Annotated in this window: 22 protein-coding genes and 1 pseudogene; 9 read left to right on the forward strand and 14 right to left on the reverse strand. The window is 65.6% G+C overall.

Translation table 11 applies throughout. From position 1 onward, the window contains the following. Positions 1-3: 3 nt before the first annotated feature. From ROZ37_RS17570 to ROZ37_RS17590, 5 genes are read right to left on the reverse strand one after another with little or no spacing between them, the layout of a single operon-like run. Positions 4-972 carry a RimK family alpha-L-glutamate ligase gene (locus ROZ37_RS17570; RefSeq protein ID WP_312661287.1) on the reverse strand — a complete coding sequence of 323 codons (969 nt, stop codon included), beginning with the start codon at positions 970-972 and terminating at the stop codon, positions 4-6. After that, the gene (mch, locus tag ROZ37_RS17575) at positions 969-1,988 is read right to left on the reverse strand and encodes a methenyltetrahydromethanopterin cyclohydrolase (RefSeq protein WP_312661288.1); all 1,020 of its coding nucleotides are present in this window, start codon (positions 1,986-1,988) and stop codon (positions 969-971) included. Before mch ends, ROZ37_RS17570 begins: the two co-directional genes overlap by 4 nt. Further along, a complete protein-coding gene (locus tag ROZ37_RS17580; protein WP_312661289.1) occupies positions 1,939-3,237 on the reverse strand; it encodes an ATP-grasp domain-containing protein in 1,299 nt (432 codons plus the stop codon). Before ROZ37_RS17580 ends, mch begins: the two co-directional genes overlap by 50 nt. A 37-nt stretch (positions 3,238-3,274) precedes the next feature. Continuing rightward, on the reverse strand, positions 3,275-4,180 hold the full coding sequence (locus tag ROZ37_RS17585) for an NAD(P)-dependent methylenetetrahydromethanopterin dehydrogenase (protein ID WP_312661292.1): 906 nt from the start codon (positions 4,178-4,180) through the stop codon (positions 3,275-3,277). A gap of 47 nt (positions 4,181-4,227) precedes the next feature. Continuing rightward, complete coding sequence (locus tag ROZ37_RS17590) at positions 4,228-5,280, reverse strand: beta-ribofuranosylaminobenzene 5'-phosphate synthase family protein (RefSeq protein WP_312661294.1); 1,053 nt, start codon at positions 5,278-5,280, stop codon at positions 4,228-4,230. Between the two features lie 449 nt (positions 5,281-5,729). Here ROZ37_RS17590 and ROZ37_RS17595 point away from each other — a divergent pair, with 449 nt between their 5' ends. The 3 genes and pseudogenes from ROZ37_RS17595 (at position 5,730) to ppk2 (ending at position 7,627) form a co-directional block, all read left to right on the forward strand. Next, the gene (locus tag ROZ37_RS17595; protein WP_312661296.1) at positions 5,730-6,422 is read left to right on the forward strand and encodes an SDR family oxidoreductase; all 693 of its coding nucleotides are present in this window, start codon (positions 5,730-5,732) and stop codon (positions 6,420-6,422) included. 60 nt (positions 6,423-6,482) lie between these two features. Next, positions 6,483-6,698: pseudogene (locus ROZ37_RS17600) on the forward strand (IS3 family transposase); the annotation flags it as partial. 122 nt (positions 6,699-6,820) lie between these two features. After that, positions 6,821-7,627: a polyphosphate kinase 2 gene (ppk2, locus tag ROZ37_RS17605; RefSeq protein WP_312661298.1), complete on the forward strand. Its 807-nt coding sequence runs from the start codon at positions 6,821-6,823 to the stop codon at positions 7,625-7,627. Between the two features lie 275 nt (positions 7,628-7,902). Here the strand turns inward: ppk2 and ROZ37_RS17610 are convergent, their stop codons facing one another. Beyond that, positions 7,903-8,307 (reverse strand): ribonucleotide reductase subunit alpha, encoded by a 405-nt coding sequence (locus tag ROZ37_RS17610; RefSeq protein WP_312661301.1) that lies wholly within the window; start codon positions 8,305-8,307, stop codon positions 7,903-7,905. A 382-nt stretch (positions 8,308-8,689) separates the two neighbouring features. Here ROZ37_RS17610 and ROZ37_RS17615 point away from each other — a divergent pair, with 382 nt between their 5' ends. The 6 genes from ROZ37_RS17615 (at position 8,690) to ROZ37_RS17640 (ending at position 16,021) form a co-directional block, all read left to right on the forward strand. Then, positions 8,690-9,298 carry a TetR/AcrR family transcriptional regulator gene (locus tag ROZ37_RS17615; RefSeq protein ID WP_312661304.1) on the forward strand — a complete coding sequence of 203 codons (609 nt, stop codon included), beginning with the start codon at positions 8,690-8,692 and terminating at the stop codon, positions 9,296-9,298. 88 nt (positions 9,299-9,386) lie between these two features. Beyond that, positions 9,387-10,427 (forward strand): secretion protein HlyD, encoded by a 1,041-nt coding sequence (gene hlyD, locus ROZ37_RS17620; protein WP_312661306.1) that lies wholly within the window; start codon positions 9,387-9,389, stop codon positions 10,425-10,427. A 1-nt stretch (position 10,428) separates the two neighbouring features. After that, on the forward strand, positions 10,429-12,192 hold the full coding sequence (locus tag ROZ37_RS17625; protein WP_312661308.1) for an ATP-binding cassette domain-containing protein: 1,764 nt from the start codon (positions 10,429-10,431) through the stop codon (positions 12,190-12,192). Next, positions 12,189-13,358, forward strand: coding sequence for an ABC transporter permease (locus ROZ37_RS17630; RefSeq protein ID WP_312661310.1), 1,170 nt, complete (start codon positions 12,189-12,191; stop codon positions 13,356-13,358). The genes ROZ37_RS17625 and ROZ37_RS17630 overlap by 4 nt, the downstream gene beginning before the upstream one ends. 3 nt (positions 13,359-13,361) lie before the next feature. Next, positions 13,362-14,480 (forward strand): ABC transporter permease, encoded by a 1,119-nt coding sequence (locus ROZ37_RS17635; RefSeq protein ID WP_312661312.1) that lies wholly within the window; start codon positions 13,362-13,364, stop codon positions 14,478-14,480. Next, positions 14,477-16,021: an efflux transporter outer membrane subunit gene (locus ROZ37_RS17640; protein ID WP_312661315.1), complete on the forward strand. Its 1,545-nt coding sequence runs from the start codon at positions 14,477-14,479 to the stop codon at positions 16,019-16,021. The genes ROZ37_RS17635 and ROZ37_RS17640 overlap by 4 nt, the downstream gene beginning before the upstream one ends. A gap of 132 nt (positions 16,022-16,153) precedes the next feature. Here ROZ37_RS17640 and pgl read toward each other — a convergent pair whose 3' ends face one another. From pgl to pgi, 8 genes are read right to left on the reverse strand one after another with little or no spacing between them, the layout of a single operon-like run. Next, the gene (gene pgl / locus ROZ37_RS17645) at positions 16,154-16,891 is read right to left on the reverse strand and encodes a 6-phosphogluconolactonase (RefSeq protein WP_312661318.1); all 738 of its coding nucleotides are present in this window, start codon (positions 16,889-16,891) and stop codon (positions 16,154-16,156) included. Then, a complete protein-coding gene (gene rpe, locus ROZ37_RS17650) occupies positions 16,888-17,577 on the reverse strand; it encodes a ribulose-phosphate 3-epimerase (RefSeq protein WP_312661320.1) in 690 nt (229 codons plus the stop codon). Before rpe ends, pgl begins: the two co-directional genes overlap by 4 nt. Then, entirely contained in the window at positions 17,574-18,407 is an 834-nt protein-coding gene (locus ROZ37_RS17655) for a Cof-type HAD-IIB family hydrolase (RefSeq protein ID WP_312661322.1), read from the reverse strand. The genes rpe and ROZ37_RS17655 overlap by 4 nt, the downstream gene beginning before the upstream one ends. 20 nt (positions 18,408-18,427) lie before the next feature. Beyond that, positions 18,428-20,029, reverse strand: a complete 1,602-nt coding sequence (gene zwf / locus ROZ37_RS17660) for a glucose-6-phosphate dehydrogenase (RefSeq protein WP_312661323.1) — start codon at positions 20,027-20,029, stop codon at positions 18,428-18,430. Beyond that, positions 20,026-22,083, reverse strand: a complete 2,058-nt coding sequence (gene tkt / locus ROZ37_RS17665; RefSeq protein WP_312661324.1) for a transketolase — start codon at positions 22,081-22,083, stop codon at positions 20,026-20,028. The genes zwf and tkt overlap by 4 nt, the downstream gene beginning before the upstream one ends. Positions 22,084-22,123: 40 nt before the next feature. Next, the gene (gene gnd, locus ROZ37_RS17670) at positions 22,124-23,143 is read right to left on the reverse strand and encodes a phosphogluconate dehydrogenase (NAD(+)-dependent, decarboxylating) (RefSeq protein ID WP_312661325.1); all 1,020 of its coding nucleotides are present in this window, start codon (positions 23,141-23,143) and stop codon (positions 22,124-22,126) included. 40 nt (positions 23,144-23,183) lie between these two features. Continuing rightward, a complete protein-coding gene (locus ROZ37_RS17675; protein WP_312661327.1) occupies positions 23,184-24,116 on the reverse strand; it encodes a 2-deoxy-5-keto-D-gluconate 6-phosphate aldolase domain-containing protein in 933 nt (310 codons plus the stop codon). Continuing rightward, positions 24,116-25,756 carry a glucose-6-phosphate isomerase gene (pgi, locus tag ROZ37_RS17680; RefSeq protein ID WP_312661344.1) on the reverse strand — a complete coding sequence of 547 codons (1,641 nt, stop codon included), beginning with the start codon at positions 25,754-25,756 and terminating at the stop codon, positions 24,116-24,118. Before pgi ends, ROZ37_RS17675 begins: the two co-directional genes overlap by 1 nt. Between the last annotated feature and the right edge of the window lie 77 nt (positions 25,757-25,833).

Genomic DNA, 25,833 nt, shown 5'->3' on the forward strand with positions numbered 1-25,833 from the left:
GGCTCACCCCGCGATCGCGAGGTCGGGCGCCGGCGCGAGCGCGAGCCCGAGGCGGCGTTCGAGCAGATCGTCCACCATCGCCTGCGCGATATCGAAATCGGTCACGCTCTGCAGACCGCGCCACGCCGCGACGCCGTTGACTTCGAGCACCTGCGCGCCGCACGGCGCCGCAGCGTCGGGCACGAGATCGACCCCCGCGTAGTCCATGCCGAGCGCCGCCGCCGCGCCTTCGGCGAGCGCCGCGAGCGACGGCGTCACTTCTGCGGCACGGCAGCGCGCGCCCTGCGCGACGTTGCGCACCCAGTGTGTGCTGATCCGCTGCATCGCCGCCCGCGCACGCCCGCCAATCACGAGCACGCGCCAGTCGAAACCGGGCGCGCCCGGCCCTTCCGGCTGCGGCACGAAGCGCTGCAGATACGCGAGACGACCATAGCCGGCGAGCTCGGGCAGCGGCACCGGAACGCCATCGACGAGGCCGACCCGCTGCAGCCCCTTGCCCTGCGAGCCGAACAACGGTTTGAGCACGAGGCAGCGGCCGGCGGCGGTCTCGGCCATCACGAGGCGCCGCGCCTGGGCCTCCGACTCCATCGCCCACGCCGGCGGAGTCGCAATGCCGGTGCGATGCAGCAGGAAGCTCGTCATCGACTTGTCGACGCTGCGCTCGATCGCGCGGGCGTCGTTGTACACGGGCACTCCCAGCTCGCGCAGCGCGTGAAGAATGCCGAGGCGCTTGGTCACCTGTTCGAGGCTGCCCCCGGCGATGCCGCGCACGATCGCAGCCACCGGCAGTGCACGGCCGAACCCGGGAATCACGAGGCCGCAACCCAGCCTCGACGTGTCGAAGCGACAGTCTTCCAGGTCCGCGCAACGCCCCTCGAAACCGCGCCGAGCGAGCGCCCGGCGCAGCCGGCTGGTATGCCAGCCGGTTTCGTCGGTGAGGATCGCGACGCGGCGGCGGTCGATTGCGCTCATGCCTCGTCCAGCCACAGCCGACGCAGCAGCGCCATGTCGATCCCCCCCGCGTGCCAGGTGCGGCCGCTCTCGAGGCTACTCACCCACACTTCGGCCGGCGCGAAAAGCGCCGGATCGATGCGGTAGAAGTCGTAGTCGTAATCGCGGAAGACGTCCGCGAACGAGCGCCCGTAGTCGCGCGAGTTCGACGACGGCAAGCGTCGCGCGAGGTCGCGCGCGGCTTCGTCGCCGCCGGCGACGGTGAGATGGACCTGGCCGCCGTAGAGGATCGCGTCGTTCGTGCGGCCCATCGCGACGCCGGCATCGGGGCTCGGCGCCGGCAGCGGGGCGCGGGCGTCACCGTCGATGACGTCCGCAAGCGGAAAGCCGAGTTCGTGCGCCTTGTGCAGCGCGACTTCGAGCACGCGCGCGACGACCTGGGTGGAGCCGGCGAGGCTGCTGGTCGGCGTCAGGATCAGCGTCAGCTGTTCGGGGGCGAGTTCGCAGTCGCGCAGGACCTTGTCCACGACGACTGGCGGCGGCATCCGGTCGACCTCCAGCACCAGCACCCCGGACGCCGCGTGGTCGCGGTAGCGCAGCTCGTCGAACAGCGCCTCGCGCGCGGCCAGCGCCCGGGCGGGGCCGGAGCCGAGCGAAAAGAACTTCTTCCCGCCGCCCTCTTCCTTGCTCGCCGACAGGCTCCAGCCGGCATATTGGCTGGCCAGGCACGCAAGCACCGGCTGGGCGCTCGCCACCTCGAGCCAGGTCGGCCAGCCACCTTCCGCTGCGCCCGCACCGCCGCTCGTCGTGAGCCGAACACGGCCGAGGCCACCCATGCAGATCTCGCCGATTGCGATGCCGGCGGCGACACTGCCGCACACCGCGATGCCGCCGTCAAGGACGGTGACGCCGTTCTCGAGGCGCTCGACGCCGATCCGCAGTTCGGTCGCCGCCGCGATCAGCCGCTCGACGAGCGGCGCCGCGCCTTCATTGACACTCGAGCTCGCGGGCACGAGCCCCTTCGCTGCTTCCTTCATCGGCTTGCTCCAGTAGGGATGGAATGAGACGCCGGCGCCGCGCGAGCCGCGCCTGCACGCCGGCGAGAGATGGATCCGCCGCCGAGACGGTGCACACCGGATCGCCGGGTCCGAAACGCGTGCCCGCCGCGGGCAGGTCGTGACACCAGCCGAGCCGCGCGAGCGTATTCGCGGCAATTTCTCCGACGATGCAGTGGCGATCCGCGAATACGAGTTCGAAGCCGCGATGGAGCGCCCGCAAGTTCGCACTGGCTTCGCACCCGTCGATCGCTCCTCCGCCGCCCGTCGTCATGACTGTCGCTGCGTCCGCCGGGATTCGCCCGCCGCTTCCCGCTTCCTGAACGTCCGGCAGTTCCCCTTCGCGGCTCGCGGCGACATGCGCACGCAACATCCCGCCCGGGAGCACGTCGCGATACAGCGCGATGCTCGCCGGCGGCCGTGGGTTGACTTCGAGCACCGACAGGCGCTCGCCGTCGAGCAGAAAGTCGAGTCCGTTGACACCCCGCAGGCCGAACTCAGCCGCGAGCGCATCGAGCAAGCCTTCGAGCGTGCGCCGCACGCCGGACGACAGCGGCAGCGCGCCGATGCAGCCGCAAAAGACATAGGGATGATCGCGGAATTTCCGCACGATCTGCCGATTGACGCCGATCAGCCGGCTGCGCCGCCCGTCGGCGACGAACAGCGCCGACATCGGCGCGCCCGGTGTGATGCGCTGGTAGTGGATTCCCGCTTGCGGACCGCTATTGGCGCCCACCGTCCCGGAAGCGTCGAGCCGCTCCCGCAGCGCGGGCCTGACCCCCCGACCGCCGCTGCTCGCGAAGTCCTTGCGCAACCAGCCGAGCGGCGACGGCGGGCAATCGCGCCGGGTTTCCGGATGGGGAATGCCGAGTTCGGCGAGGCGACCGAAGAACCCGGCGGGGTTCCGCACGCGCGCGACGACGTCAGGCGGATTGCCGATCAGCGGCAGAACTTGCGCCCCGGCTGCGAGCAGTTCCGGCTGCGCCTCGAAGCCGCTTCCGGCCACCCATCCCGCGGCGCCGCATGCCCGCAGCCGGCGCAGCGCGGCAAGGAGCGCTTCGCCGTCGATCGACAGCGTCGCCGGGTCGCCGAGCGGAAACCACGCCTGCGCGGCGCGTCGGGTATCGGCGTCGCCGAAGAGATCGAGCGCGACCGTCCGATAGCCGCCGTCGCGCCCCGCCTCGGCGAGCATTCGCGCCGACAACGCGGCGACGGCGATCGGCGCGAGCATGCTGATCTCCTTCCTCGGGCCCCGTCACTCCCTCCGCTCACCCCTTCTCCGCGACCACTTCGCGCGCGACCGCGAACGCCTCGCGAAAGCCGAGGTAGCACGGCTTGTCGGCGTTGCGCATCGCGGTCAGCAGACGGTGCTCGACCTGGTATTTCACGTTGCCGACCGCCAACGCGCCGATGCCGACGCCGCGCCCTTCGGGCAGCGGCTTGCCGTCGTCCATCACGCCGACTCCGGCGATCCCTTCCGGCGGTACCGCGTTGACGTCCGCCGCGACGAGCAGGCGGCCCGCGGCGGCCCTCGCGTCGGGGCCGACCACCTGGACGCCCGCGGCAGCGGTTGTGAGCACGACGTCGGCTTCCGCTAGCGCCGCGGTCAATGCAGCGGGCGTGCTCGCGTCCTCCGCGTCGAGGCTGCAATCGAAGCGTCCGCCCGTCGCCCGCGCGGCTTCCTCGGCGCGCACAAGGCTTGCGTGATGAGCGAGCGCGACCCGCGCGCCGACACCGGCGGCAAGCACCCCGGCGATGCGTCCGACCGTGCCGGCGCCGCCGAGGATCAGCACCCGCTTGCCGTCGAAGCCGGTGTCGTGGGCACGACGGAGCTGCTGCTCGACGCAGGCGACGAGCGCCGCGGCCGTCGTGTACGAGCCGCTCGGGTCGGCCATCACCGACACCTCGAAGGGCGGCACCATCGCCGCCCGCGCGGTGTCGAGCATGTCGGCAGCGAGCAGCACGTCCCGCCCGCCGATGAAGATGCCGGTGGCCTTCACCCCTTTCGGCCCGCGCGAAAAAATCGCGTCCTGCGTCAGGCCGCGAATCTCGTCCGCCGTCACGCCGCAATATGGGGTCACGACGTCGTAGCCGGCGTCGACCGCCATGTTGATGTCGAACGGGCTCATCTGGCGGCTGGGGGTGAACATGTGGAGGATGTGTCGGCGTTCCATGGTCGTGTCCGTCGGCTAAAGGAAATCGGCGAAATCGAAAGAGGTGATCAGCAGCGCATTGCGGCGCCTTGCGGGCCTTTCTGTGCAGAACGGTGCTCGAGCAGCGCGCCGCGGTTGCGTCCGGTGACGACGACGACGCGCAGCGCAGGGTCCAGAGCCCCGGCCGCGCGCGCCGCGGCGATGACCTCGGCGGCCCGTTCAGCCGACGGCAGCACTGCAAAGCCGGTCGGCCCCCACGAGCTCTGCCCGATGCCGGCGCAATATCGTGGGCGGATCCACTCGAGGAATCGCCCGACGCTCGCGCTGGTGTACATCGAGCCGCCTTGCGCCGGCGCGAAGTAGTCGCCGATCAGCCGTTGCACCGTCGATATGCCCTCCGCGAAGGGCTCGAACACGCCCTCCATGACGCCGGGAAGCACGCGCATCACCACCTGATGGCAGAGCTCGGCGGCGAGTTCGCGCGGGAATGGCGCGAGTCGGTCCATCACCGCCCTTTCCTGGCTGCCATGAAGGCCGTCGAGGCGATCGTCGAGCACCAGCAGTACCCGCCAGCGCGGCGGAAACGCGGCCTGAGCGAGCAAGGGCGCAACCGCGCCGGCGGCGCCGGGCCCGCCATCGAGCAGCAGTCCGCCGCGATCGAAGCCGGCAATCCCGATGCCGGAACGTTCGCCGCGCCCGAGCAGCGCCGCGACACGGCGGGTTTCGAGCTCAATGTTGTGACATGCGGCAAACGCGCGCCCGACGGCCAGCGCGAGCTGCGTGCCCGATCCGAAACCGGCGTGTGCTGGCGGCGCGCGGTGCAGGATCATATGCAGCGGCGAGCGCAGGCCGGTTTCGCGCTTCAGCACGTCAATATGGCGGCCAAGGCGATCGTGCGTCGCGTCGTCGCAGGATTGAGGTACTTCGACGAGGTCACGAGCAGCGCGAGCTACCGAAAGATGCGTGCTCATGCCGTCGATCACGAGCCCCAGGCTCGCGAACCGGCGACCCAGCGACGCGCTCGGATCGAGGAAGCCGAGGTGAAGCCGTGCCGGGGCCTCGACAGACACCGGAGCGACAGAGGCAGAACGCGTCGTGGCGGGAGTGGGTGCAAACGTCATGGCTCGATCCGGCTTGTGGTTCGGCTACAGGACGCGCGGATATGGCGCAGTCGTTTACAGAGCCAACAGCAAGCTTCGGTCCACGGCACCGAGCGCGCGCACGACCGGCTGCGCGTTACAGCCCGGCCCCGCATCAGGACACTGTGTCCCGCCACTGTCACGCCGCGAGCGCATCCGGATCTTCCCGATTTACCGCCCTGGATCGAGGATGGCGCCGACCGGGAACGAGTCGTAATCGGGAGCGAGTCACTCAGCGTCGCACGCTCGCGCGACTGAAAGGTTCGCGGACATCCTCGGCCGGTCGACCGATGCCGTTTCCATATCGCCGTCGCGCGCGCCGACGCGCCCTGCATTGCCGCCGTCGGCGGCGGAACAGCTCCTCGGGCCGCTCGAATAAGTTTTGCTGCAATGCAATGTTAAACTCTCCCTCGCGAAACTTTGGAGGGCATATGCTGAATGTTCTAGTCGCCGGCGCTTCGCGCGGCATTGGTCTGGGTCTCGTGCGCGTCTATCTCGAGCGCGGTGCGCGCGTATTTGCTGTAGTGCGCAATCCGGCCGGTTCTGCCGGCTTGACGGACCTGGCGGCGCAGCACGGCGAGCGGCTGCAGGTGGTGACGTGCGACCTCAACACCCCGACCGCGGGCAGCGTGATTGTCGAGGCGCTCGGCGGCACGCGGCTCGATCGTGCGATCTTCAATGCCGGCATCTACGGCCCGAGCGCGCAGGACGTCGCGACGGCGAGCGAGGACGAAATCGGGCAGCTGTTCTTCACCAATGCGGTGACCCCCCTGCGTCTGGCGCACACCCTCCGCACGCAGTTGGCCGAAGGCGCCGTGCTGGGCGTCATGAGCTCGGAGATGGGCAGTCTCGAGCTCTCGATGGGCGCCGAACTCCCGCTGTACGCCGCGAGCAAGTCCGCGCTCAACAGCTTGCTGGTCAGCTGGGTGGCACAGCTCGGCGATGCACGCGACTTCACCCTGCTGACCCTGCATCCGGGCTGGGTCCAGACCGACATGGGCGGCGATGAAGCGCCCCTGACGGTGGAGCAAAGCGCGCCGGGGCTGGTTGCGACCGTCGAGGCGGCCGCGGGAACACGCGACTTCCGCTTCGTTGACTACAAAGGCGAAACGGTCCCCTGGTAAACCATCGACCTGCCGAGCGCTTCCCGGCGCTCGCCGACTCGCGTGCCTAGCCGCCCGGTGCCGAGCATGAGCCGGCGCGGCAACTGCCACGACAACGTGGTTGCCGAACGCTTCTTTCAGTTGCTCGAATGCGAGCGGACAAAGCGAAAGACCTGCACGAATCGGGCGCAGGCGCGCCGGGATGTGTTCGATTACATCGAGCTCTTCCATAGCCCGCAGCGGCGCCACGGCTTCACCGACCAGCTCTCGCCGGTAGAGTTCGAACGGCAGTATTAATTGAAAAACGGGACCGTCTAGGAAACCCGACGCGATTCCCACCCTTTTGCCGGCACCAACCCCAACAGCGATCCAAACTCCGTCTACGCTTCGCTTATCCCATCGGCTACGCGAGGTGAGCCATGAAGAAAAAGGCCGAGCACGACGTCCTGAAGGGCACCGAGCTGAATATCCCTGTAAAAGAGTACAAAGAGGCGCTTCACGCCTTGCAGGTGGAACTGGTTAAGCTGCAACGCCATTTCATTCAGTGCAACGACAAGATCCTCGTGATCCTCGAAGGCCGCGACACAGCAGGCAAGGACGGCACCATCAAACGCGTCGTCCAGCACCTGAGCCCCCGCGAGACACGCATCGTAGCGCTCGGCCGCCCGTCCGATCGCGACCGGAGCACCTGGTACTTCCAGCGCTACATCCCCCACCTGCCTGCCGCGCAGGAATTCGTCCTCTTCAACCGTAGCTGGTACAACCGCGCCGGCGTCGAGCGGGTCATGAGCTTCTGCAGCGAGCCGGAGTACGACGAGTTCATGGAGACCGTCCCCGATTTCGAGCACATGCTCGTACGCTCCGGCATCAAGCTGTTCAAGTACTACCTCGACATCAGCAAGAAGGAGCAGAAGAAACGGCTCCAGGACCGCCGCAAGGATCCGCTAAAGCAGTGGAAGGTCAGCCCGATCGACGCGGAAGCGCTCAAGCACTGGTCGGACTACAGCCACGCCCGCAACGAGATGTTCGCGCGCACGCATTCCCTTACGGCGCCATGGACGGTCGTGCGCGCCGACAACAAACTGCTCGCCCGCCTGAATTTGATCAAGGACCTCCTGATGCGCCTCCATTACGAGGGCAAGAACCGCGATCTGGTACTGCCGAATCCGGAGATTGTGTTTGCGTATGACGACGCGCACCTGAAAAGTGGAATGCTCGCCAAGTGAGCAGGCCGCATCCGGTCATCGTCATTGTTCGGGTTTCAGCCGGATTCCAGCGTACTACTTTCTGGAACCGCGGAAATTCGTAGCCTGTGTGATGAGATCTGTACCCGCTATGGAATCCTGACGAACAGGAAGCGACCCTTCCCGAGAAGCTAGCAGCGGCCAGCACAGCCGGCTTTAGCCGCTTTTCGGATTTGTCTCCAACTCAGGGGGCATTGAATTGGGAGCAGGAAGCCTGCTGGCCAGTGCTCGCACTTCCTCGATGCGTAGTCGGGTGCTTAGGGCAAATTGACTTGCTGCCCGTCCGGGCGATAGATCAGCAGATGTTTGACCACACCACCCTGAATCGATTTGACCATGGTTTCCAGGGCCTGCTGTGTCGCCTCGTCGCTCGGTTCCCTGTCTCCTTGCCCGCTAAGGCAGCCGACAAACACCATGTCCCAGGATTGTCCGGTGTGGCGTGATTCTTCCACCAGTTCAGCAAAGCTCTGGATTTCATCGGTTTTCTTGTCTACGTACATCACAGGAATCAGCGCGCCTCCCTGACCATTTTCAAAGATGCGCTTTTCTTCCGCTGAGGCGTTTTCAGGCAACTCCGCACGCACGAAAACGAACAGCAAACGCTGTGGTTCGGGTTGCCGACGCGCAGCATCCAAGAGATTTTGAAACCCTGAAATGATCATTTATCCGCGCTTCCCTTCCTGTCGTCAGGTAGCGGATTCTGTCACAGATCCACAGGTATCAACGATAGCTCGCCCATTCTCCCGCACGACTAAATCAGTCGCGCTTTCGTAGTCTTTCTATGCAGTCGGCCGGCCAGCAGACCGACGGCCAACGGAGTCCAGCGGCCGGTCTCGGATAAGTGACCGGCCGTTCTCTTTCCTGACGCGCGTTGCTGGCTCGCGGGTGCGCCCTTTCTTTCCTCATGAGCCCCGTCGCTGCTCAAGTCCGATCAAGGTGATTTCGCCTCTGATCTGGGATCAGCGGCGGGCTGCCCGAGGTTGCGCCAGCGATATCTTACGATCTATGCTAGTAATAACTTACTCACTTCATGGAGCCCGAGCGGTGAATGAACGTCCTCAGCACCTGTCAGCCGAAGAGCGGCGCGCCGCTACAGTGAAGGCCGTGGTCGATCTGGCTGCGGAGAAGAATCCGGCCGAGATCACAACCACGGCCATCGCCGATCGCATGGGCTTGACGCAGGGCGCGCTGTTTCGCCACTTCCCCACCAAGGAGGCGATCCTGGAAGCGACGATGTCCTGGGTCGGCGAGCGCCTGCTGGTCAGCGTGGACAAGGCGGCCGAAGGCGCCGCGTCTCCTGCTGCAGCACTTGAAGCCATGTTCATGACGCACATCGGCTTCGTGGCCAAGCATCCCGGCGTGCCTCGCATGCTGTTCGGAGAGCTGCAGCGCTCTGACGAGACGCTCGCCAAGCGGATGGTGCAGACCATGATCCGCCAATACGAGCAGCGCCTGCGCCGCGTGATGGAAGCGGGCAAGGCGCAGGGCGAACTGGACGCGGAGCTGGACGTGGATGCCGCAGCCGTGCTGTTCATCGGCACGATCCAGGGACTGGTCATGCAGTCCCTGCTGGCCGGCAAGGTCAGCCGCATCCGCCGTGAGGCCCCTGCGGTGTTTGCCATCTATCGCCGCGGTATCGGAGCAGCGCAATGACGGCCCTGACCATTCACTTCCTCGGCGCGCCATCGTCACGCCGAGACACCCCTGAACGCATATCAGCCCACTCCACGGGAGGCAGGTAATGGCCCCTACCCCACCCTCTCGCACCGCCAGGCGGGCGGTCATCATCGTGGCGCTCCTTGCGCTGGGTGCCGGCGCTGCATTCCTGTGGAACCAACGCAGCAACCAGGACACCGGCGCGCTGCGCCTTTATGGCAACGTCGACATCCGCGAGGTGCAACTGGCTTTCCGTCAGCCCGGGCGCGTGGCGCAAATGGCTTTCGATGAAGGCGATGCCGTCAGCGCCGGCGCGCGCCTGGCCACGCTGGATGCGCAGCCATATCGGGAAGCCCTTGCGGCAGCGCAGGCCCAGGTGGAGGTGGCGCAGGCGGAACTGACCAAGCTGCGCCGCGGCCTGCGCCCGCAGGAAATCACCCAGGCGCGCGAGGCGCTCAGGCAGGCCCAGGCGCTCGCCACCGAGGCTGAACGCAATTTCCAGCGCCAGAGCGGCCTGCTGGCTTCGGGCGCCAGCAGTCAGCGCACGGTCGATGCCGCGCGTACGGCGCGCGACCAGGCAAGCGCCGGCGTCGAGGCGGCCAAGGCGGCGTTATCGCAAGCATCCGAAGGCTTCCGCAAGGAAGACATCGCGGCGGCAGAGGCTCGCCTTGCGGCCGCACAGGCAAGCGCAGCGCAAGCCACGACGGCGCTGGCGGACACCGAACTGGTGGCACCCAGTGACGGAACCGTGATCGCCCGCGTGCGTGAGCCCGGCAGCATGGTTGCGAGCCAAAGCGCGGTCTACAGCCTGAGCCTGGACAAACCGGTGTACGTGCGCGCCTACGTGGGCGAACCGGACTTGGGGCGCATCGCGCCCGGGACCGCGGTGCGGGTAAAGAGCGATTCGGCGGACAAGGTCTATCGCGGGCAGATCGGCTTCATCTCGCCGCGCGCCGAATTCACCCCCAAGACGGTCGAGACGACGGACCTGCGCACGGACCTGGTGTACCGCCTGCGCATCGTCATCGACGAAGCCGACCACGACGGCGCCTTGCGCCAGGGAATGCCGGTGACGATCGAGGTCGATGCCGAACCGGGCTCCGGCGCAAGAACCGCGGAGCGCTGAGATGCCCGCGATCGACGCCACGCCGAACAGCACGACCGCCGATGCCGCCGTCGTCATCGAAGGTGTGGACAAGCATTTCGGCAAGGTGCAGGCCCTGCGGGGCTTGAGTGCGCGCATCCACTACGGACGGCTGACGGGCCTGGTCGGCCCGGACGGCGCCGGCAAGACGACGCTGATGCGCATCCTGACCGGCCTGCTGGTGCCCAACGCCGGCCGCGTCACCCTCGCCGGTTTTGACGTCGTCAAGGACAACGACGCCATTCACGTCGCCAGCGGCTACATGCCGCAGCGCTTCGGCCTGTATGAAGACCTGTCCGTGATGGAGAACATGCGCCTGTACGCGCAGCTGCGCGGCATGAATGCAGACCGCAATGCCGATCTGTTCGCCGAGCTTCTCGATTTCACGCGGCTCGCGCCTTTCACCCAGCGCCTTGCGGGCAAGCTCTCGGGCGGCATGAAGCAGAAGCTGGGCCTCGCCTGCGCGCTGATGGCGCGGCCCAAGGTGCTGCTGCTGGACGAGCCCGGCGTGGGCGTCGATCCGGTCAGCCGCCAGGATTTATGGCGCATGGTGCAGGCGCTGACCGATGAGGGCATGGCCGTGGTCTGGTCGACCGCCTACCTCGACGAGGCCGAGCGTTGCGAGAGCGTGCTGTTGCTGAACCAGGGACAGCTCCTGTTCGATGGTCCACCGCAGGAACTGACCGCGCAACTCGAAGGCCGGAGCTTCCGGCTGGAAGACGTCGGCGCCGAGCGCCGGGCGGTCCTGACCGAAGCGCTCGACCTGCCCAGCGTGAGCGATGGCGTGATCCAGGGTGCGGGCGTGCGCGTGGTGTTGCGCGAGGGTGCCGACCTGGGACCCGTGCAGGCTCTGGCCGACCAGGCACAGGTTCGGCTGGCGCAGGTGCCGGCGCGTTTTGAAGACGCTTTCATCGATCTGCTCGGTGGCGGCCCCGGCGGCACTTCGGCGCTGGCAGAACGGCTCCCGCCGGTCGAGCTGGGTTCCGATATCGCCGTGTCGTGCAGGAATCTGACCAAGCGCTTCGGCGAATTCACCGCCACCGACAACGTCAGCTTCGAGGTGCGGAAGGGCGAAATTTTCGGCCTGCTGGGCCCCAACGGCGCCGGCAAGTCCACAACCTTCAAGATGCTGTGCGGCCTGCTGAAACCCACCGCAGGCGAAGCGCATGTGGTCGGCCACGACCTGCGCCGTGCCACCGGCGCGGCCAAGAGCCGGCTCGGCTACATGGCGCAGAAATTTTCGCTGTATGGACTGCTCTCGGTGCAGCAGAACCTGGAATTCTCGGCCGGGGTGTACCAACTGGACAGGAACAACCAGCGCGAACGCATCGCCGAGATGATCGAAACCTTCGATCTGGGCAGCTGGCTTTCCGCAACGCCCGACTCCCTGCCGCTGGGGCACAAGCAGCGCCTGGCGCTGGCCTGCTCGCTCATGCACCGGCCTCCGGTGCTGTTTCTGGATGAACCCACTTCCGGGGTGGATCCCATCACCCGGCGCGAATTCTGGACCCACATCAACGGCCTGGCCCGCAAGGGCGTGACCATCATGGTCACCACCCACTTCATGGATGAGGCCGAATATTGCGACCGCGTCGCCATGCTCTCGCGTGCGCGGCTGATCGCGCTGGATACGCCCGACGCATTGAAACGTTCGGTGGTCAGTCCCGAGCGACCCGACCCGACCATGGAGGACACTTTCATCCACTTGGTGGAGTCGACGGACCTCGAGATCGAGGCCGCGACATGAACGGCGCCACAAGACACAAGGATGGGGGTGGGCCGATGCAGGCCGACTTGCGCCGCTTCGATCTGCGGCGCCTGATGGCCCTGGTGACGAAGGAAAGTTACCAGGCGCTGCGCGACCCCTCGACGCTGTTGATCGCGTTCGTTCTGCCGGCGGTATTGCTGCTGCTGTTCGCCTATGCGGTGTCGCTGGACGCGAAGAACGTCCGTGTCGGCGTCGTGCTGGAGTCGTCCGGCACGTCGGCACAGTCGCTGGCGGCAGCGTTTTCGGGCACCCGCTTCCTGAACACGCACTTCGCTCATGACCGGCGCGAAGTGGCGGACAAGCTGGTCTCGGGCGACCTGCGCGGCTACGTGGTGATTCCGCAGGACTTCGAGCAGCGCCTGGCCCGGCGCGGCAGCGAGCCGCTGGTGCAGATCATCACCGACGGCTCCTACCCCAACACCGCCAACTACGTCGAAAACTACGCCCGCGGCGTGGTGCAGTCGTGGCGCGCGGGGCTGGACGTCGCCGCACCCGCGCAGTCCGTCGTGCTGGAACCGCGCTTCTGGTTCAACCCGGAACTCGAAAGCCGCCGCGCATTGATCCCCGGCGCCATCGCCATCGTCATGACCATCATCGGCACCATGCTGACCGCACTGGTCGTGGCGCGCGAATGGGAGCGCGGCACGATGGAGGCCGTGCTGTCCACGCCCGCCTCGGTGGCCGAAATCCTGATCGGCAAACTGCTGCCGTACTTCGTGCTCGGCATGCTGTCCACCCTCGGGGCGGCGGCCCTGGCGGTTTTCGTGTTCGGCGTCCCGATGCGCGGCTCCCTGCTGGCCCTGCTGCTCTTGTCGGCGGTGTTCATGGTGCCGGCCCTGGGCCAGGGCCTGCTGATTTCCTCACTGGCACGCAACCAGTTCCTGGCGGCGCAGATCGCGCTGTTCACGGGGTTCCTGCCGGCATTCATGTTGTCGGGCTTCCTGTACGAGATCGACGCCATGCCCGCAGCGATACGGGCCATCACCCAGGTGGTTCCGGCGCGCTACTTCGTCGAATCGCTGAAGACAGTGTTCCTGGCCGGCGACATCTGGGCCGTGTTCCTGCCCAACCTGGCGGCCATGGCGGCGATCGGGACGGTGTTCTTCGTGATCGCCAAGTGCGCCACGCGCAAGAATCTGGAGTGAAGCATGTGGACCTCCGCGTTTTCGTTCATCCGCTTGCGCGCCCAGTTCATCAAGGAAGTGCTCAGTGTCCTGCGCGACCCGCGCAGCCGCATGGTGGTCTTCGTGCCGCCCATCCTGCAGCTTCTGGTGTTCTCTTTCGCTGCGACGCTGGAAGTGCGCAACGTCGACATCGCGGTCTACAACCAGGACACCGGCCGCTGGTCACACGAACTGATGCAGCGCCTGGACAGCGCCCGCTTCATCACCGACGTGCGGCGCGTGGATAGCCAACGGCACCTGCACGAGCTGATCGACCGCGGCGAGGTGATCGCCGCGCTCGCGATTCCGGTGGACTTCTCGCGCACCATCGCCGCCGGCGAGAGTGGCCGCGCGCAGGTGCTGGTCGATGGGCGGCGCAGCAACTCGGGCCAGATCACCGTTGCCTATCTTTCCACCATCGCCGCCGATGTCGGGGCCGAGGTCATGCCCGACGCGCAGGCGCCCGCCCCCGTGGTGGTGCGGCACTGGTTCAACCCGAACCTGGTCTACCGCTGGTTCATCGTGCCGGGCCTCACCGGCATCCTGGCGCTGTTCAGTTCGCTCCTGATCACCTCGCTGTCGATTGCTCGCGAACGGGAACTCGGCACGTTCGACCAGTTGCTGGTGTCGCCCACCTCGACGCCGGAAATCATCATCTCCAAGTCGCTGCCGGCGCTGGCAATCGGCACCCTGCTGGGGCTGTTCATGATCAGCGCCGGCGTGTTCCTGTTCGGCATTCCATTTACCGGCTCGTTCGTGCTTCTGCTCGCCAGCCTGGTGCTGTTCATCCTGTCGGTGGTCGGTATCGGGCTGATGATTTCCGCGGTCAGCATGACGCAGCAGCAGGCCATCCTGGGGGCGTTCGCCGTCGGCGTTCCGGCAGTGCTGATGTCCGGCTTTGCGACGCCTGTGGAAAACATGCCCGTCGTCCTGCAATGGCTGGCCCAGGCCATTCCGCTGACCCATTTCCTCATCATCGTCGAAGGCAGCTTTCTCAAGGCCATGCCGCCCGGGGACATTCTCGCCAGCCTGTGGCCGCTGGCGGTCATCGCCCTCGCCACACTGACCATGGCCACCGTATTCGTCCGAGGACGCCTGCAATGAAATCCGCGACCCCTGCCTCCCTCCTTCGGCCAGCCGCTGTGGGCCTGCCGCCCCTGCCCTGGCGTCCGCTCACCCTGGCCCTGTCCTGCGTGCTTCTGACTGCGTGCGCGGCCGTCGGTCCCGACTATCGTGAACCGCCGGCGGTCGACGTCGGCAACGGCTGGACCTTGCCGCTGGCGACAGCTTCGGAGTCGGCGGACCTGACCCGCTGGTGGTCGACGCTGGACGATCCTGTCCTCGATCGCCTGATGGCTGCCGCCCTGTCGCAAAACCTCGATCTGCGCCAGGCCGCCGCCCGCATCAATGAGGCACGCGCACTGCGCGATCGGGTGGCGGGCGAGCGTCTCCCCACCGTCGGCGCTGCAGCAAGCGTCAACCGGCGCCGGCAAAGCGAGAATGGCCCCTTGCCCGTCGGTTCCATTCCTGGCCTTGACGCCACCCAGACTATCTACGACGCGGGCTTCGACGCTGCCTGGGAGTTGGACCTGTTCGGCGGCAAGCGGCGCGCACTGGAAGGGGCCACCGCCCGCCTGCAGGCGACCGAAGTCGAGGCTCAGGGGGTACGCATGCGCATCGTCGCCGAGGTCGCGCGCACCTGGTTCGCTGCCGTCGGTGCGCGAAGCGAGTTGCACGCGCAAGAGGCCACGCTGGACACGCTGCAGCAGACTCTGGAACTGGTGCGCCTGAGGCACGCGATGGGCGATGCCTCCGCCGCCGACGTCGACGCGGCATATGCTCAATGGGCTGCGGTCAACGCACTCTTGCCCGACATAGCGGCACGCCAGCGCGCGGCGGTGCTGGGCTTGGGCGTGCTGGTGGGAGCCCCGCCCGAGCGTGAACTGGCGTTGCTCGACGGTCCGATGGCTCCAAGCACCCTGCGAGCACTGCCGGTCGGCGAGCGTGCCGACGTGTTGCGCCGACGCCCCGACGTGCTGGCCGCGGAACGGCGCCTGGCGGCGAGTTCAGCCGACATCGGCGTAGCGACGGCGGAACTGTTTCCCAAGCTCTCCATCGGGGTCGGTGGGGGTTTCCAGACGCTCAGCACGGGCAACTGGTTCGATGAATCGAGTTCGCGGTTTTCCATCCTGCCGCTCGTTTCCTGGCGGCTGTTCGACGGTGGGCGGGTACGCGCCGAAATCCGGGCACGCGAGGCGGCCGAGCGGCAGGCCGCGCTCGCGTATGAACAGGCTGTGCTTGTAGCGCTGGGCGACGCCGAGCGTGCGTTGGGCGACTATCACGGAGGGCTCGACACGCTGGAGCGCCGCCGGATGGCGCTGGAGGCGGCGAGCGCCAGCCACCGTCACGCCAAGGCGCGCTACGCGGCGGGTGACATTGCCCTGGTCGAACTCCTGGTGGCCCAGCGTAGCCTGCACGATGCCGAAACCGCGACGGCGCGTGCTCACACCAATGCGGCCCTGCAATTGGTGACGCTGTACAAGGCGCTCGGTGGCGGTTGGGAGGCGCCCGAAGCCGCCGCACGCAGCGCGGATCCAACCTCAGGCGCCGCCGTGCCCGCCCGCATCGCATCTTCAAGCCGCTGAAACTCATCTTCGTTCGCTGTTGACGACCGCTGCCGGTGCCGAGGCGAAGCACCATGCCTTCCTTGACCTCGGCGACCGCCGGCTCGGCGGCGGCGCGCTTCATTGCATCGCGCGCGGCAGGCGCAGGCGGGGTCATGGCCGGCGGTGCGGCGCGGCGTCCCGGTCGAGGAAAATGCGCAGCGTGCCTTGCGGCCGGAGCCGCGCCGCCGGCAGCGCAGTATCGCCGCCGAAGAGCCGATCGAGCACCGCGCGCTTTCCTTCGCCCGCGGCCAGGAAGGCCACCTCGCGGCTGCTTTCGAGCGCGGGATAGGTGAGCGTGATCCGCGGCTCGGGCTTGGCGCCGACGACGGTGCCGACCCAGCGCCGACGCTCCTCGAGGATCGCGGTGCCCGGGAAGAGCGACGCGGTGTGGCCTTCGGGCCCGAGGCCCAGGAGAACGATGTCGAAGAGCGGGCGCTCCCGCACCAGGGTCGTGGCGCCATAGAAGGACTGGAGCACATGTTCGTAAGCGGCAGCCGCATCCTCCGGCGTCGTCCCCTCGGTCGGGATGGGATGAATGTTGGCCGCGGGGATGAGCGCTCGCGCCAACAACGCTTCGCGCACCATGCGGTAATTACTCTCCTGGTCGTCGTGAGGCACGAATCGCTCGTCGCCCCAGAACCAATGGGTGCGCGTCCAGGGAAAGGCGTCGCGGCAGGGCGGCGCGGCCAGCAGCTCGTAGAGCCGACGTGGAGTCGACCCGCCGGAAAGCGCGACGGCGAAGATGTCCTGTTTCGCCCGCGCCGCAGCGACGAGCCAGCTGGCGGCGCGCCGCGCCAACGTCTCGGGGTTGGCGAGCACTTCGACGGCGGCCGTGGAGAAAGCCGTCATGTTTGCCCCTTTTCCGCCGCGGAGAAGCACGCGTCGCGGATGGCGGCGATCGCAGCGGCGTAGTCCGGACCACCGAAGATGGCGGAGCCCGCGATGATGGCGCTCGCCCCTGCCGCGATCGCCTCCCCCGCACTGGCGCAGTTCTGCCCGCCATCGACCGCAATGGCCGGCTCGAGCCCGCGCTCGCGGCAGAGCTGCCGCAGCCCGCGGATCTTGGGCAGGGTCTCGGGCAGGAACTTCTGTCCGCCGAAGCCGGGATTGACGGTCATGACGAGGACCACATCGCAGAGATGGAGCACGTGCTCGACAAACTCGATCGGGCTCGCCGGGTCGAGCACCGCCCCCGCCTTGCAGCCGAGCTCGCGGACCCGCGACAGCACGCGATGAAGATGGACGGTGGCCGAGGGCTCGGCCTGAACGAGAAGATGGTCGGCGCCGGCCTCGACGAAGGCGTCGAGATAGCGTTCCGGCTCGACGATCATCAGGTGCACGTTGAGCGGCTTGCGCGTCGACCGCCGCACCGCCGCGACAATTGCCGGACCGAAAGTGATGTTCGGCACGAAACGGCCATCCATGACGTCGACGTGGATCCAATCGGCGCCGGCCGCATCGACGGCGCGGACCTCCTCGCCGAGCCGGCCGAGATCCGCGGAGAGGATCGAGGGTGCGACGATGATCGGCGTCATCGCCCTCCCTCGCTACGTTCCAGGTTTAGAACGAACCGCTCCATCGCCTTTGCGAAACCCTCGTCGTTGTATGAATCGGTGATCGCCTGCGCCTCCTTCCGGACATCCGGTCCGGCGTTGCCCATGGCGATGCTGAGGCCGCTCTTGCGGAACATCAGCACGTCGTTCGGCATGTCGCCGATGGTGGCGATCTCCGCCGTGGGTACGGACAGGAACTCCGAGAGCGCCTCGACCACGGTTCCCTTGTTGGCGCTCGGGTGAGTCACGTCGAGGTAATAGGGCTGCGAACGCGCCGCCGAGGCTTCGGCGCCGAGCGCCACCTGCGCGTCCCTCTCGCAGCGCGCGACGAGGTCGTGGTCGTCGCTCACGCCGACGATCTTCACCGCCCGCTGCAGCGCGGGGCCGAAATCATCGATGACAGTGGGCGGAAACTTGACTGTCCACTGCTCGCGCGCGACGTGTGGCGCATCGGGACTGTGAACGAGCCACTCCTTGCCGCTATAGACCCACACATCCATGCCGCGGCCCCGGATGAGCTCGACCGCCCGGTGCGCCGTCTCGGTGGCGAGAAGGCGCTCCTTGACGACTGTCATGTCGGGCTTGACGAAGATTCCGCCGTTGAAGCCCGCGATGGGCGTGTCGAGCGCCAGGGGCTCGACCAGCATCGCCATGCCGCGTGGCGGCCGCCCGCTGGTGATCGCGAAGCCGATGCCGCCACGCCGCAGCGCTTGAACAGCGGCCCGCGCGCGTTCTGTCAGGACCTTCTGTTCTGTGACGAGCGTCCCGTCGACATCCGCGATTACCAGGGAAACCTTACGCTTCTCGCGCATCGACGCCTTCCTTTCCGTGATCAATCGAGGGATCGCCACGCTCGGGCGTCGCGCGCCAGCAGCTCGTCGGCCGCCGCAGGGCCGGCGCTGCCGGCAGCGTAGTTCGGGAATTTCCCCGGTGGATGGTTGGCCCAGGCGACGAGTATCGGTTGCACCGCCTGCCAGGCCGCTTCGATATTGTCGGCGCGCTGAAACAAGGTCGCATCTCCGATCATGCAGTCGTAGATCAGCGTCTCGTATCCGGTGCTGGGTGCCGTTTTGAAGTAATCCTTGTAGGCGAAAGTCATGTCGACATTGCCGAGGGTGACGCTCGGACCCGGACGTTTGGCCGCAAACTCGAGCGCGATGCCTTCGTCGGGCTGGATGCGCAGGAGCATCCAGTTGGGATGCAACTGCTCCACATCGGTGCCACGAAATAGCGAATAAGGTGCTTGATGAAACCGGATCGCGATTTCCGTCTGCCGCCGCGTCATGTATTTGCCGGTGCGCAAATAGAAGGGGACACCGGCCCACCGCCAGTTATCGATGCTCAACTTGCAGGCGACGAAGGTCTCGGTTTTCGAGTCCGGCGCCACATCGAGCTCTTGCCGATAGGCGATGGCCGGCTTCCCCAGGACGGTGCCGGCGGCGTACTGGCCGCGCACCGCATTGGCCAACGCCTCCTCTTCGTCCATCGGGTGGATCGCCTGAATGACTTCGGCCTTCTTAGCCCGGACAGCATCGGCATCGAACGAAATCGGCGGCTCCATGGCCGTCATCGCCAGGAGCTGGAACAGATGATTGGGAACCATGTCCCTGAGCGCACCGGTCCGTTCATAAAACCTGCCGCGCCGCTCGACCCCGATGGTTTCAGCGGCGGTGATCTGGACGTGGTCTATATGCGCCCGATTCCAAATCGGCTCGAAGATGCCGTTGGCAAAACGTAATGTCATGATGTTCTGCACCGTTTCCTTGCCGAGGAAATGGTCGATTCGATAGATCTGGCGCTCCTGGAGCGTCTTTGAGATGTCGGCGTTGAGTGCGCGGGCGGAGGCAAGGTTGTGGCCGAACGGCTTCTCGATCACGACCCGGCGCCAATGGCCATCTTTCTCCTCGGTCAGACCGGCTCTCCCGAGTCCGGATACCGCGACGCTGAAGAACCGATCGGCGACCGCGAGATAGAAGAGATAGTTGCCGGCGGTACCTGCGTTCCGGTCGAGCCCAGCCAGATGATCGCGAAGCAGCCGATAGGCTTCCGGGTCGTTCAAATCACCTCTGAGATACGTCATGCGATCGGTCAGCCAGCGCCACGACGCTTGATCGAGTTGGGCAACGTGGAATTCGCCGCTGCTGTTGGCGACGAACTGGCTCATCATCTCGCTCAGGTTGCGGTTCCATTCTTCTTTCGTCTGCGACACCAGATCGACGCCGACGAGCTGAAACCGCTCCGGCAGGCGTTTGGCGCAGGCCAAGTCATAGAGCGCGGGCACGACCAACCGCTTCGTCAGATCGCCAGCGGCGCCGAAGATGATCATGACGCAGGGCGGTGCTGCGGCACCGCTGCTCGGCGCGCGACTCGTCGCTTTGCTCCGTTGAACGGATTTGTCTGCTCCGCTTTCGGCAGTACCGCGGTTCTTGGTCATTTGCGTCCGAGCAGCTCTTGGGCGATCGCGACGACGCGCTCCGGTTCGAAGCCGAACTTGCGCTGTAGCTCTTTGAGCGGCGCCGAGGCGCCGAAGGTGTCCATGCCGATGACCCGACCGGTGGCGCCGACATAGCGCTCCCACCCGAGCACCGAGCCCTGCTCAACGGCAATGCGCGCCTTTATGTTGGCCGGCAAGACGTTTTCCCGGTAGGAATCCGACTGTTGCTCGAAGAGGTCCCAGGACGGCATCGAGACGACGCGTGAACGAATTCCCAGGGACGTCAGCGCTTCAGCGGCTTCGATGATCAGGGAAACCTCGCTGCCCGACGCGATCAGGATGATCTCGGGCGGGCCGCCAGGGGCGTCTGCCATGATGTAGGCGCCCTGAGCGACTCCGGCGGGCGACGCGTATTTGCGGCGGTCGAATGTCGGCAAGGGCTGACGAGATAGCGCGATTGCCGCCGGACGGTGCCGCAGCTGCAAGACGTAGCGATAGGCCTCGACGACCTCGTTGGCATCGCCGGGCCGCAGCATGACCAGGCCTGGAACGGCGCGCAGCGAGACCAGTTGCTCCACCGGCTGGTGCGTCGGCCCATCTTCGCCATCGCCCATGGCGTCATGGGTGAAGACGAAAATGGCTGGCAGCTCCATCATCGCGGACAGCCGAATGGCCGGCCTGGCATAGTCGCTGAAGATAAAAAATGTTGCCCCGAACGGGCGCAGCTTCGACAGCGCCATGCCGTTCACAATCGCCGTCATCGCGTGCTCGCGAATGCCGAAGTGCAGATTTCGTCCTTCAGCGGTTGCGGCTTCGAAGTCGCCGGCGCCAGGGAATGTCAGCATCGTCTTGGTCGATGGCCCGAGGTCGGCCGATCCGCCCATGAACCATGGAATGTTCCGAGCCAGTGCATTCAGCACTTCAGCCGAAGCGTCGCGTCCGGAGATACCTTTGGGATCGGGTGAAAAGCTCGGCAAGTCGCGGTCCCACCCCGCCGGCAATTCACGTCGCTCCATCTGGTCGATCTCGGTAGCGAGATCCGGAAATTCGCGGCGGTAGGCGGCGTAGAGTGTTTTCCAGCGATCGCGGACCGCCGCACCGCGCGCACCGATCCCGGCATCGAAATGCTCGCGCACCCCGTCGGGAACGAGAAACTTTGCATCTTCCGGCCAGCCATAGGCGCGCTTGGTCAGGCGCACCTCATCCTCGCCCAGCGGCGCGCCATGCGCCGCCGCTGTATCGATCTTGTGCGGCGAGCCATAACCGATATGGCTGTCGAGAATGATCAGGGTCGGCCGACCCTTGGTTTCCCGGAAAATCTCGAGTGCATGTTCGATCCGCTCGAGATCATTGGCATCGCCGATACGCAATACGTTCCAGCCGTAAGCCAGAAACCGCGTCGCAACATCCTCGCTGAAGGCGATGCGCGTATTACCTTCGATCGTGATGTGGTTGTTGTCGTAGATCCAGCACAAATCATCGAGACCGAGATGCCCGGCCAGCGACGCTGCCTCCGAGCCGATCCCTTCCATGAGGTCGCCGTCGCTGCAAACCGCATAGACGTCGTAGTCGAAGATATCGAAGCCAGGCCGGTTATAACGGCTGGCGAGCCATTTTCGTGCAATCGCCATGCCGACGCTGTTGGCGATGCCCTGTCCGAGCGGACCGGTAGTCGTCTCGACCCCGGACGTCCAATGATATTCCGGGTGACCCGTGGCCTTGCTGCCGAGTTGGCGGAAGCGGCGGATGTCTTCGAGCGTAACCGACGGCTTGCCGATGCATTCGTAATCCGCGTTTACCGCCACGGTGCCCGTCAGATGAAGGACCGACCACAGCAGCATCGAGGCATGGCCGTTCGACAGAACGAAGCGGTCGCGGTTGGGCCAGATCGGATCCTGCGGATCGAATCGCATGATGCGATTCCAGACCGTATAAACCAGCGGCGCCAACGCCATCGGCGTTCCGGGATGTCCTGATTTTGCCTGCTGGACCGCGTCGATCGAGAGCGTACGGATCGTGTTGATTGCCAGTTGATCGAGCTCTTGGTTGTTCATGCCGTGCCACTCCCGTTTCCTCGATTTATCCCGCGATCAACTATGACTCCTTGGGTTTTTCGAGGTGCCCGCCGAATTCGTAACGCATCGCTGAGAGCAGCTTGTCCGCGAAGTCGGCTTCGCCGCGCGAGCTGAAGCGTTCATAGAGAGCAGACGACAGAACATGCGCTGGCACGCCTTCGTCGATGGCGGCTTTGAGAGTCCACCGTCCTTCGCCGGAATCCGAAACGCGGCCGGCAAAATTGGACAGCGCCGGATCCTTCATCAATGCCGCTGCCGAAAGGTCGAGAAGCCACGAGGCGATCACGCTGCCGCGGCGCCAAACCTCGGCAATATCCGGCAGGTTCAGATCGTATCGATAATGCTCGGGATCGCGGAGTAGCGTGGTCTCGGCATCGATGGCACCGCCCGCTTTGCCGATATTCGCGGCCTTGAGAATGGCAAGGCCTTCGGCGTACGCGGCCATGATTCCGTATTCGATGCCGTTATGGACCATCTTGACGAAATGGCCGGCGCCGTTGGCGCCGCAACGCAGATAGCCGTGTTCAGCCGCGCTGGTTTCGCTGTCGCGTCCCGGGGTGCGCGGGATATTGCCGCGGCCCGGCGCCAGGGTGGCGAAGATCGGGTCGAGATGCTTCACCACGTTCGCGTCGCCGCCGATCATCATGCAATAACCGCGCTCCAGCCCCCAGACGCCGCCGCTCGTGCCGACATCGACGTAGTGGATCCCTTTGTCGCTCAGCGCAGCGGAGCGGCGGATATCGTCGATGTAATAAGAATTGCCGCCGTCGATCACGATATCGCCCTGATCGAGAAAGGGCAGCAGATCGGCAATAGTCTTATCGACCACGCCGGCCGGCACCATCAGCCAGACTGCGCGCGGTTTTGTCAGCGACTGCATCAGTTCCTCCAGTGAAGAACTGCCGACGGCTTGTTCTTCGACGAGCGTCTGAACCGCCTCGGGCGACATGTCGTATACGACGCACTGATGGCCGCCGGTCAAGAGGCGGCGCGCCATATTCGCTCCCATCCGACCGAGCCCAATCATTGCGAGTTGCATGCGCCTGCCCTCCTTCCTGGAGTCGTCTTCCCGCCCGCGATCAGGTATCCGTGCGGACGGCGGAACTGGAAGCAGACTCGAAAACAGTGACGTAATTGCGGTAACGGCGCGCGATCTCGTCGACCGCGGTTGCGCGAGTAAGCTTTCCGGCGCGCCAGTCCGCGACAGGATCCCAAAAGACGGTGCGGCCGACGGCAAAGCCGATGAAGCCGGGGACGCCGGCGGCCGTTGTGAGCCAATCACGAACCTTGGCGTCGCCCTGCCCGCGCCCAAGAATGATGCAGCCGACGGAAACACGACCATCCGACCGTGCCGCCGCCACGATCTTCTCGCAATCCTCCCGCCGATCTAGGCCCTCGACCTTCCACACGTCCGCTTCGACGCCCAGGCTCTGAAGTTCTTCGATGGCGCCAACCATCAATCGCGGTCGCAACTCCCGTTCATAAGCTCCGTTGTCGCCCCCGAGCGCATCGAGCTGCGCCTTTTCAGCGGGAACCAGAAGCTCGACCATGAAGCGGCTCCGGTCCGAGCGCTCGAGATAATCCGAAAGCCTGCGCAGCCGCCCCGCTTGACGCCGGTTCATGGCTCTGTCGCCCTCCGGGTTGTAACGCACGAGGACCTTGCAGAAGCTTGGACGGACGCTTTCGATATGCTTCGCAAAATCCTCGCCATATTCGAAATCGAACTCGTGCTGCCCGCTTTTTTCGGCCGGGCAGGCGGTAACGACGCCCTCCGCTGCCGCATCGCGAAGCAAGGCCGAGCCGAATTGCTCGTCCACCAGGATGCCGGCCTTTTCTCTTGGTACGGCGGCAAGCGCTGATTTGAACCCGTCGTAGATGAGCCGCTTGGCCGCGGCGATTTCCTCGATTTGCGCGTCGCTAAATGGAGCAGTCCAGCCGAACATCCGGCTTTCAAACGAAGCGCGGTGGTCGAATGGCAGGATGTAGAGCTGGCGGTCGTATCCTCGCGGCATCAGCGCTCTCCTTTCAATTGGCGATAGCGCTGGATCAGCGTGTTGGTCGAGCTGTCGTGCAGAAGTTCCGGCTCGGTGGCGCTTTCGAGCTCGGGAATGATGCGATGCGCAAGCGCCTTGCCGAGCTCGACGCCCCACTGGTCGAAGGAATCGATCGCCCAGATCGTGCCCTGGGTGAAGACGCTATGCTCGTAGAGTGCGACCAGCTTGCCGAGCGCGGCAGGAGTCAATGCGTCCAGAAGGATAGTATTTGACGGGCGATTGCCCTCGAACAGCCGATGCGGCACCAGCCAATCCGGGGTACCTTCCGCCCTGAGTTCCTCTTCCGTCTTGCCGAAGGCCAGGGCTTCGGTCTGCGCAAAAACATTTGCCAGCAGTATGTCGTGTTGGGCGCCGAGCGGATTGAGCGTCCGGATGAGGGCGATGAAATCGCATGGGATCAGACGCGTGCCCTGGTGAATCAATTGATAGAAGGAATGCTGACCGTTGGTCCCGGGCTCGCCCCAGTAAATCGGGCCGGTATTGTAATCGACCCTCGTGCCGTCGAGTGTCACATGCTTTCCGTTACTCTCCATCGTCAGTTGCTGGAGATAGGCCGGAAAGCGCTTCAAATATTGCTCGTACGGCAAGACTGCAACGGTCTGCGCACCGAAAAAATTGTTGTACCAGAGGGCCGACAGCCCCATCAGCACCGGGAGGTTGCGCTCGAACGGCGCCGTGCGGAAGTGTTCGTCGATCGCATGAAAGCCGTCGAGCATTGCGCGGAAATTATCGGGACCGATAGCGATCATTGTCGACAAGCCGATCGCGGAATCCATCGAATAGCGCCCGCCGACCCAATCCCAGAAGCCGAACATATTGGTCGTGTCGATGCCGAACTTCGCGACCTCTGCAGTATCGGTGGAGACGGCGACGAAATGGCGGGCGATCGCAGCCTTGTCACCGGTTAGTCCGGACAGCACCCAGTCACGCGCGGTCTGCGCGTTGGTCATCGTCTCCAGCGTGGTAAACGTTTTCGAGGAGACGATGAACAGGGTCTCCGCGGCATCGAGATCGCGGACCGCCTCGGCGAAATCCGTGCCGTCGACATTGGATACGAAGCGGAATGTCAGCGAACGGTCGCTGTAGTGCCGCAACGCCTCATAGGCCATGACGGGGCCGAGATCGGATCCGCCAATGCCTATATTGATCACATTCCGGATACGCTTGCCGGCGTGCCCCTTCCAGGCGCCGCTACGCAGCCGATCGGCGAACTCCGCCATCTTGTCCAGAACGGCGTGCACTTCAGCTACGACGTTCTTGCCGTTGTGAATAATGGAGGTGCCCCGCGATGCGCGCAGCGCACCGTGAAGGACGGCGCGGTTTTCCGAGACGTTGATCTTGTCACCGCGGAACATCGCATCGATGCGCTCTCGCAATCCCGATTCGTGGGCGAGCTGGAGCAATAGTTCGAGGGTTTCGTCGGTGATCCGGTTTTTGGAATAGTCGAGATAGACCCCGGCGGCGTCGACCGCCAAACGTTCCCCGCGCGCGCGATCCTCGGCGAAGAGCCGCCCGATAGTGATATCCCTGATCGAGCGATAGTGCTTTTCCAACGCTGCCCAGGCGGGGCGCAGGCGCAGGGCTGGATGCTCATCGATGTTCCCCCACTGAGTCTGGTGTGGGACGTCATTGGCGTCTACTTCAGCTGGCTTTGCGGATCGCGGCCGCCTTGGAT

The sequence above is a fragment of the Aromatoleum sp. genome (assembly GCF_032027225.1).
GTDB lineage: Bacteria > Pseudomonadota > Gammaproteobacteria > Burkholderiales > Rhodocyclaceae > Aromatoleum.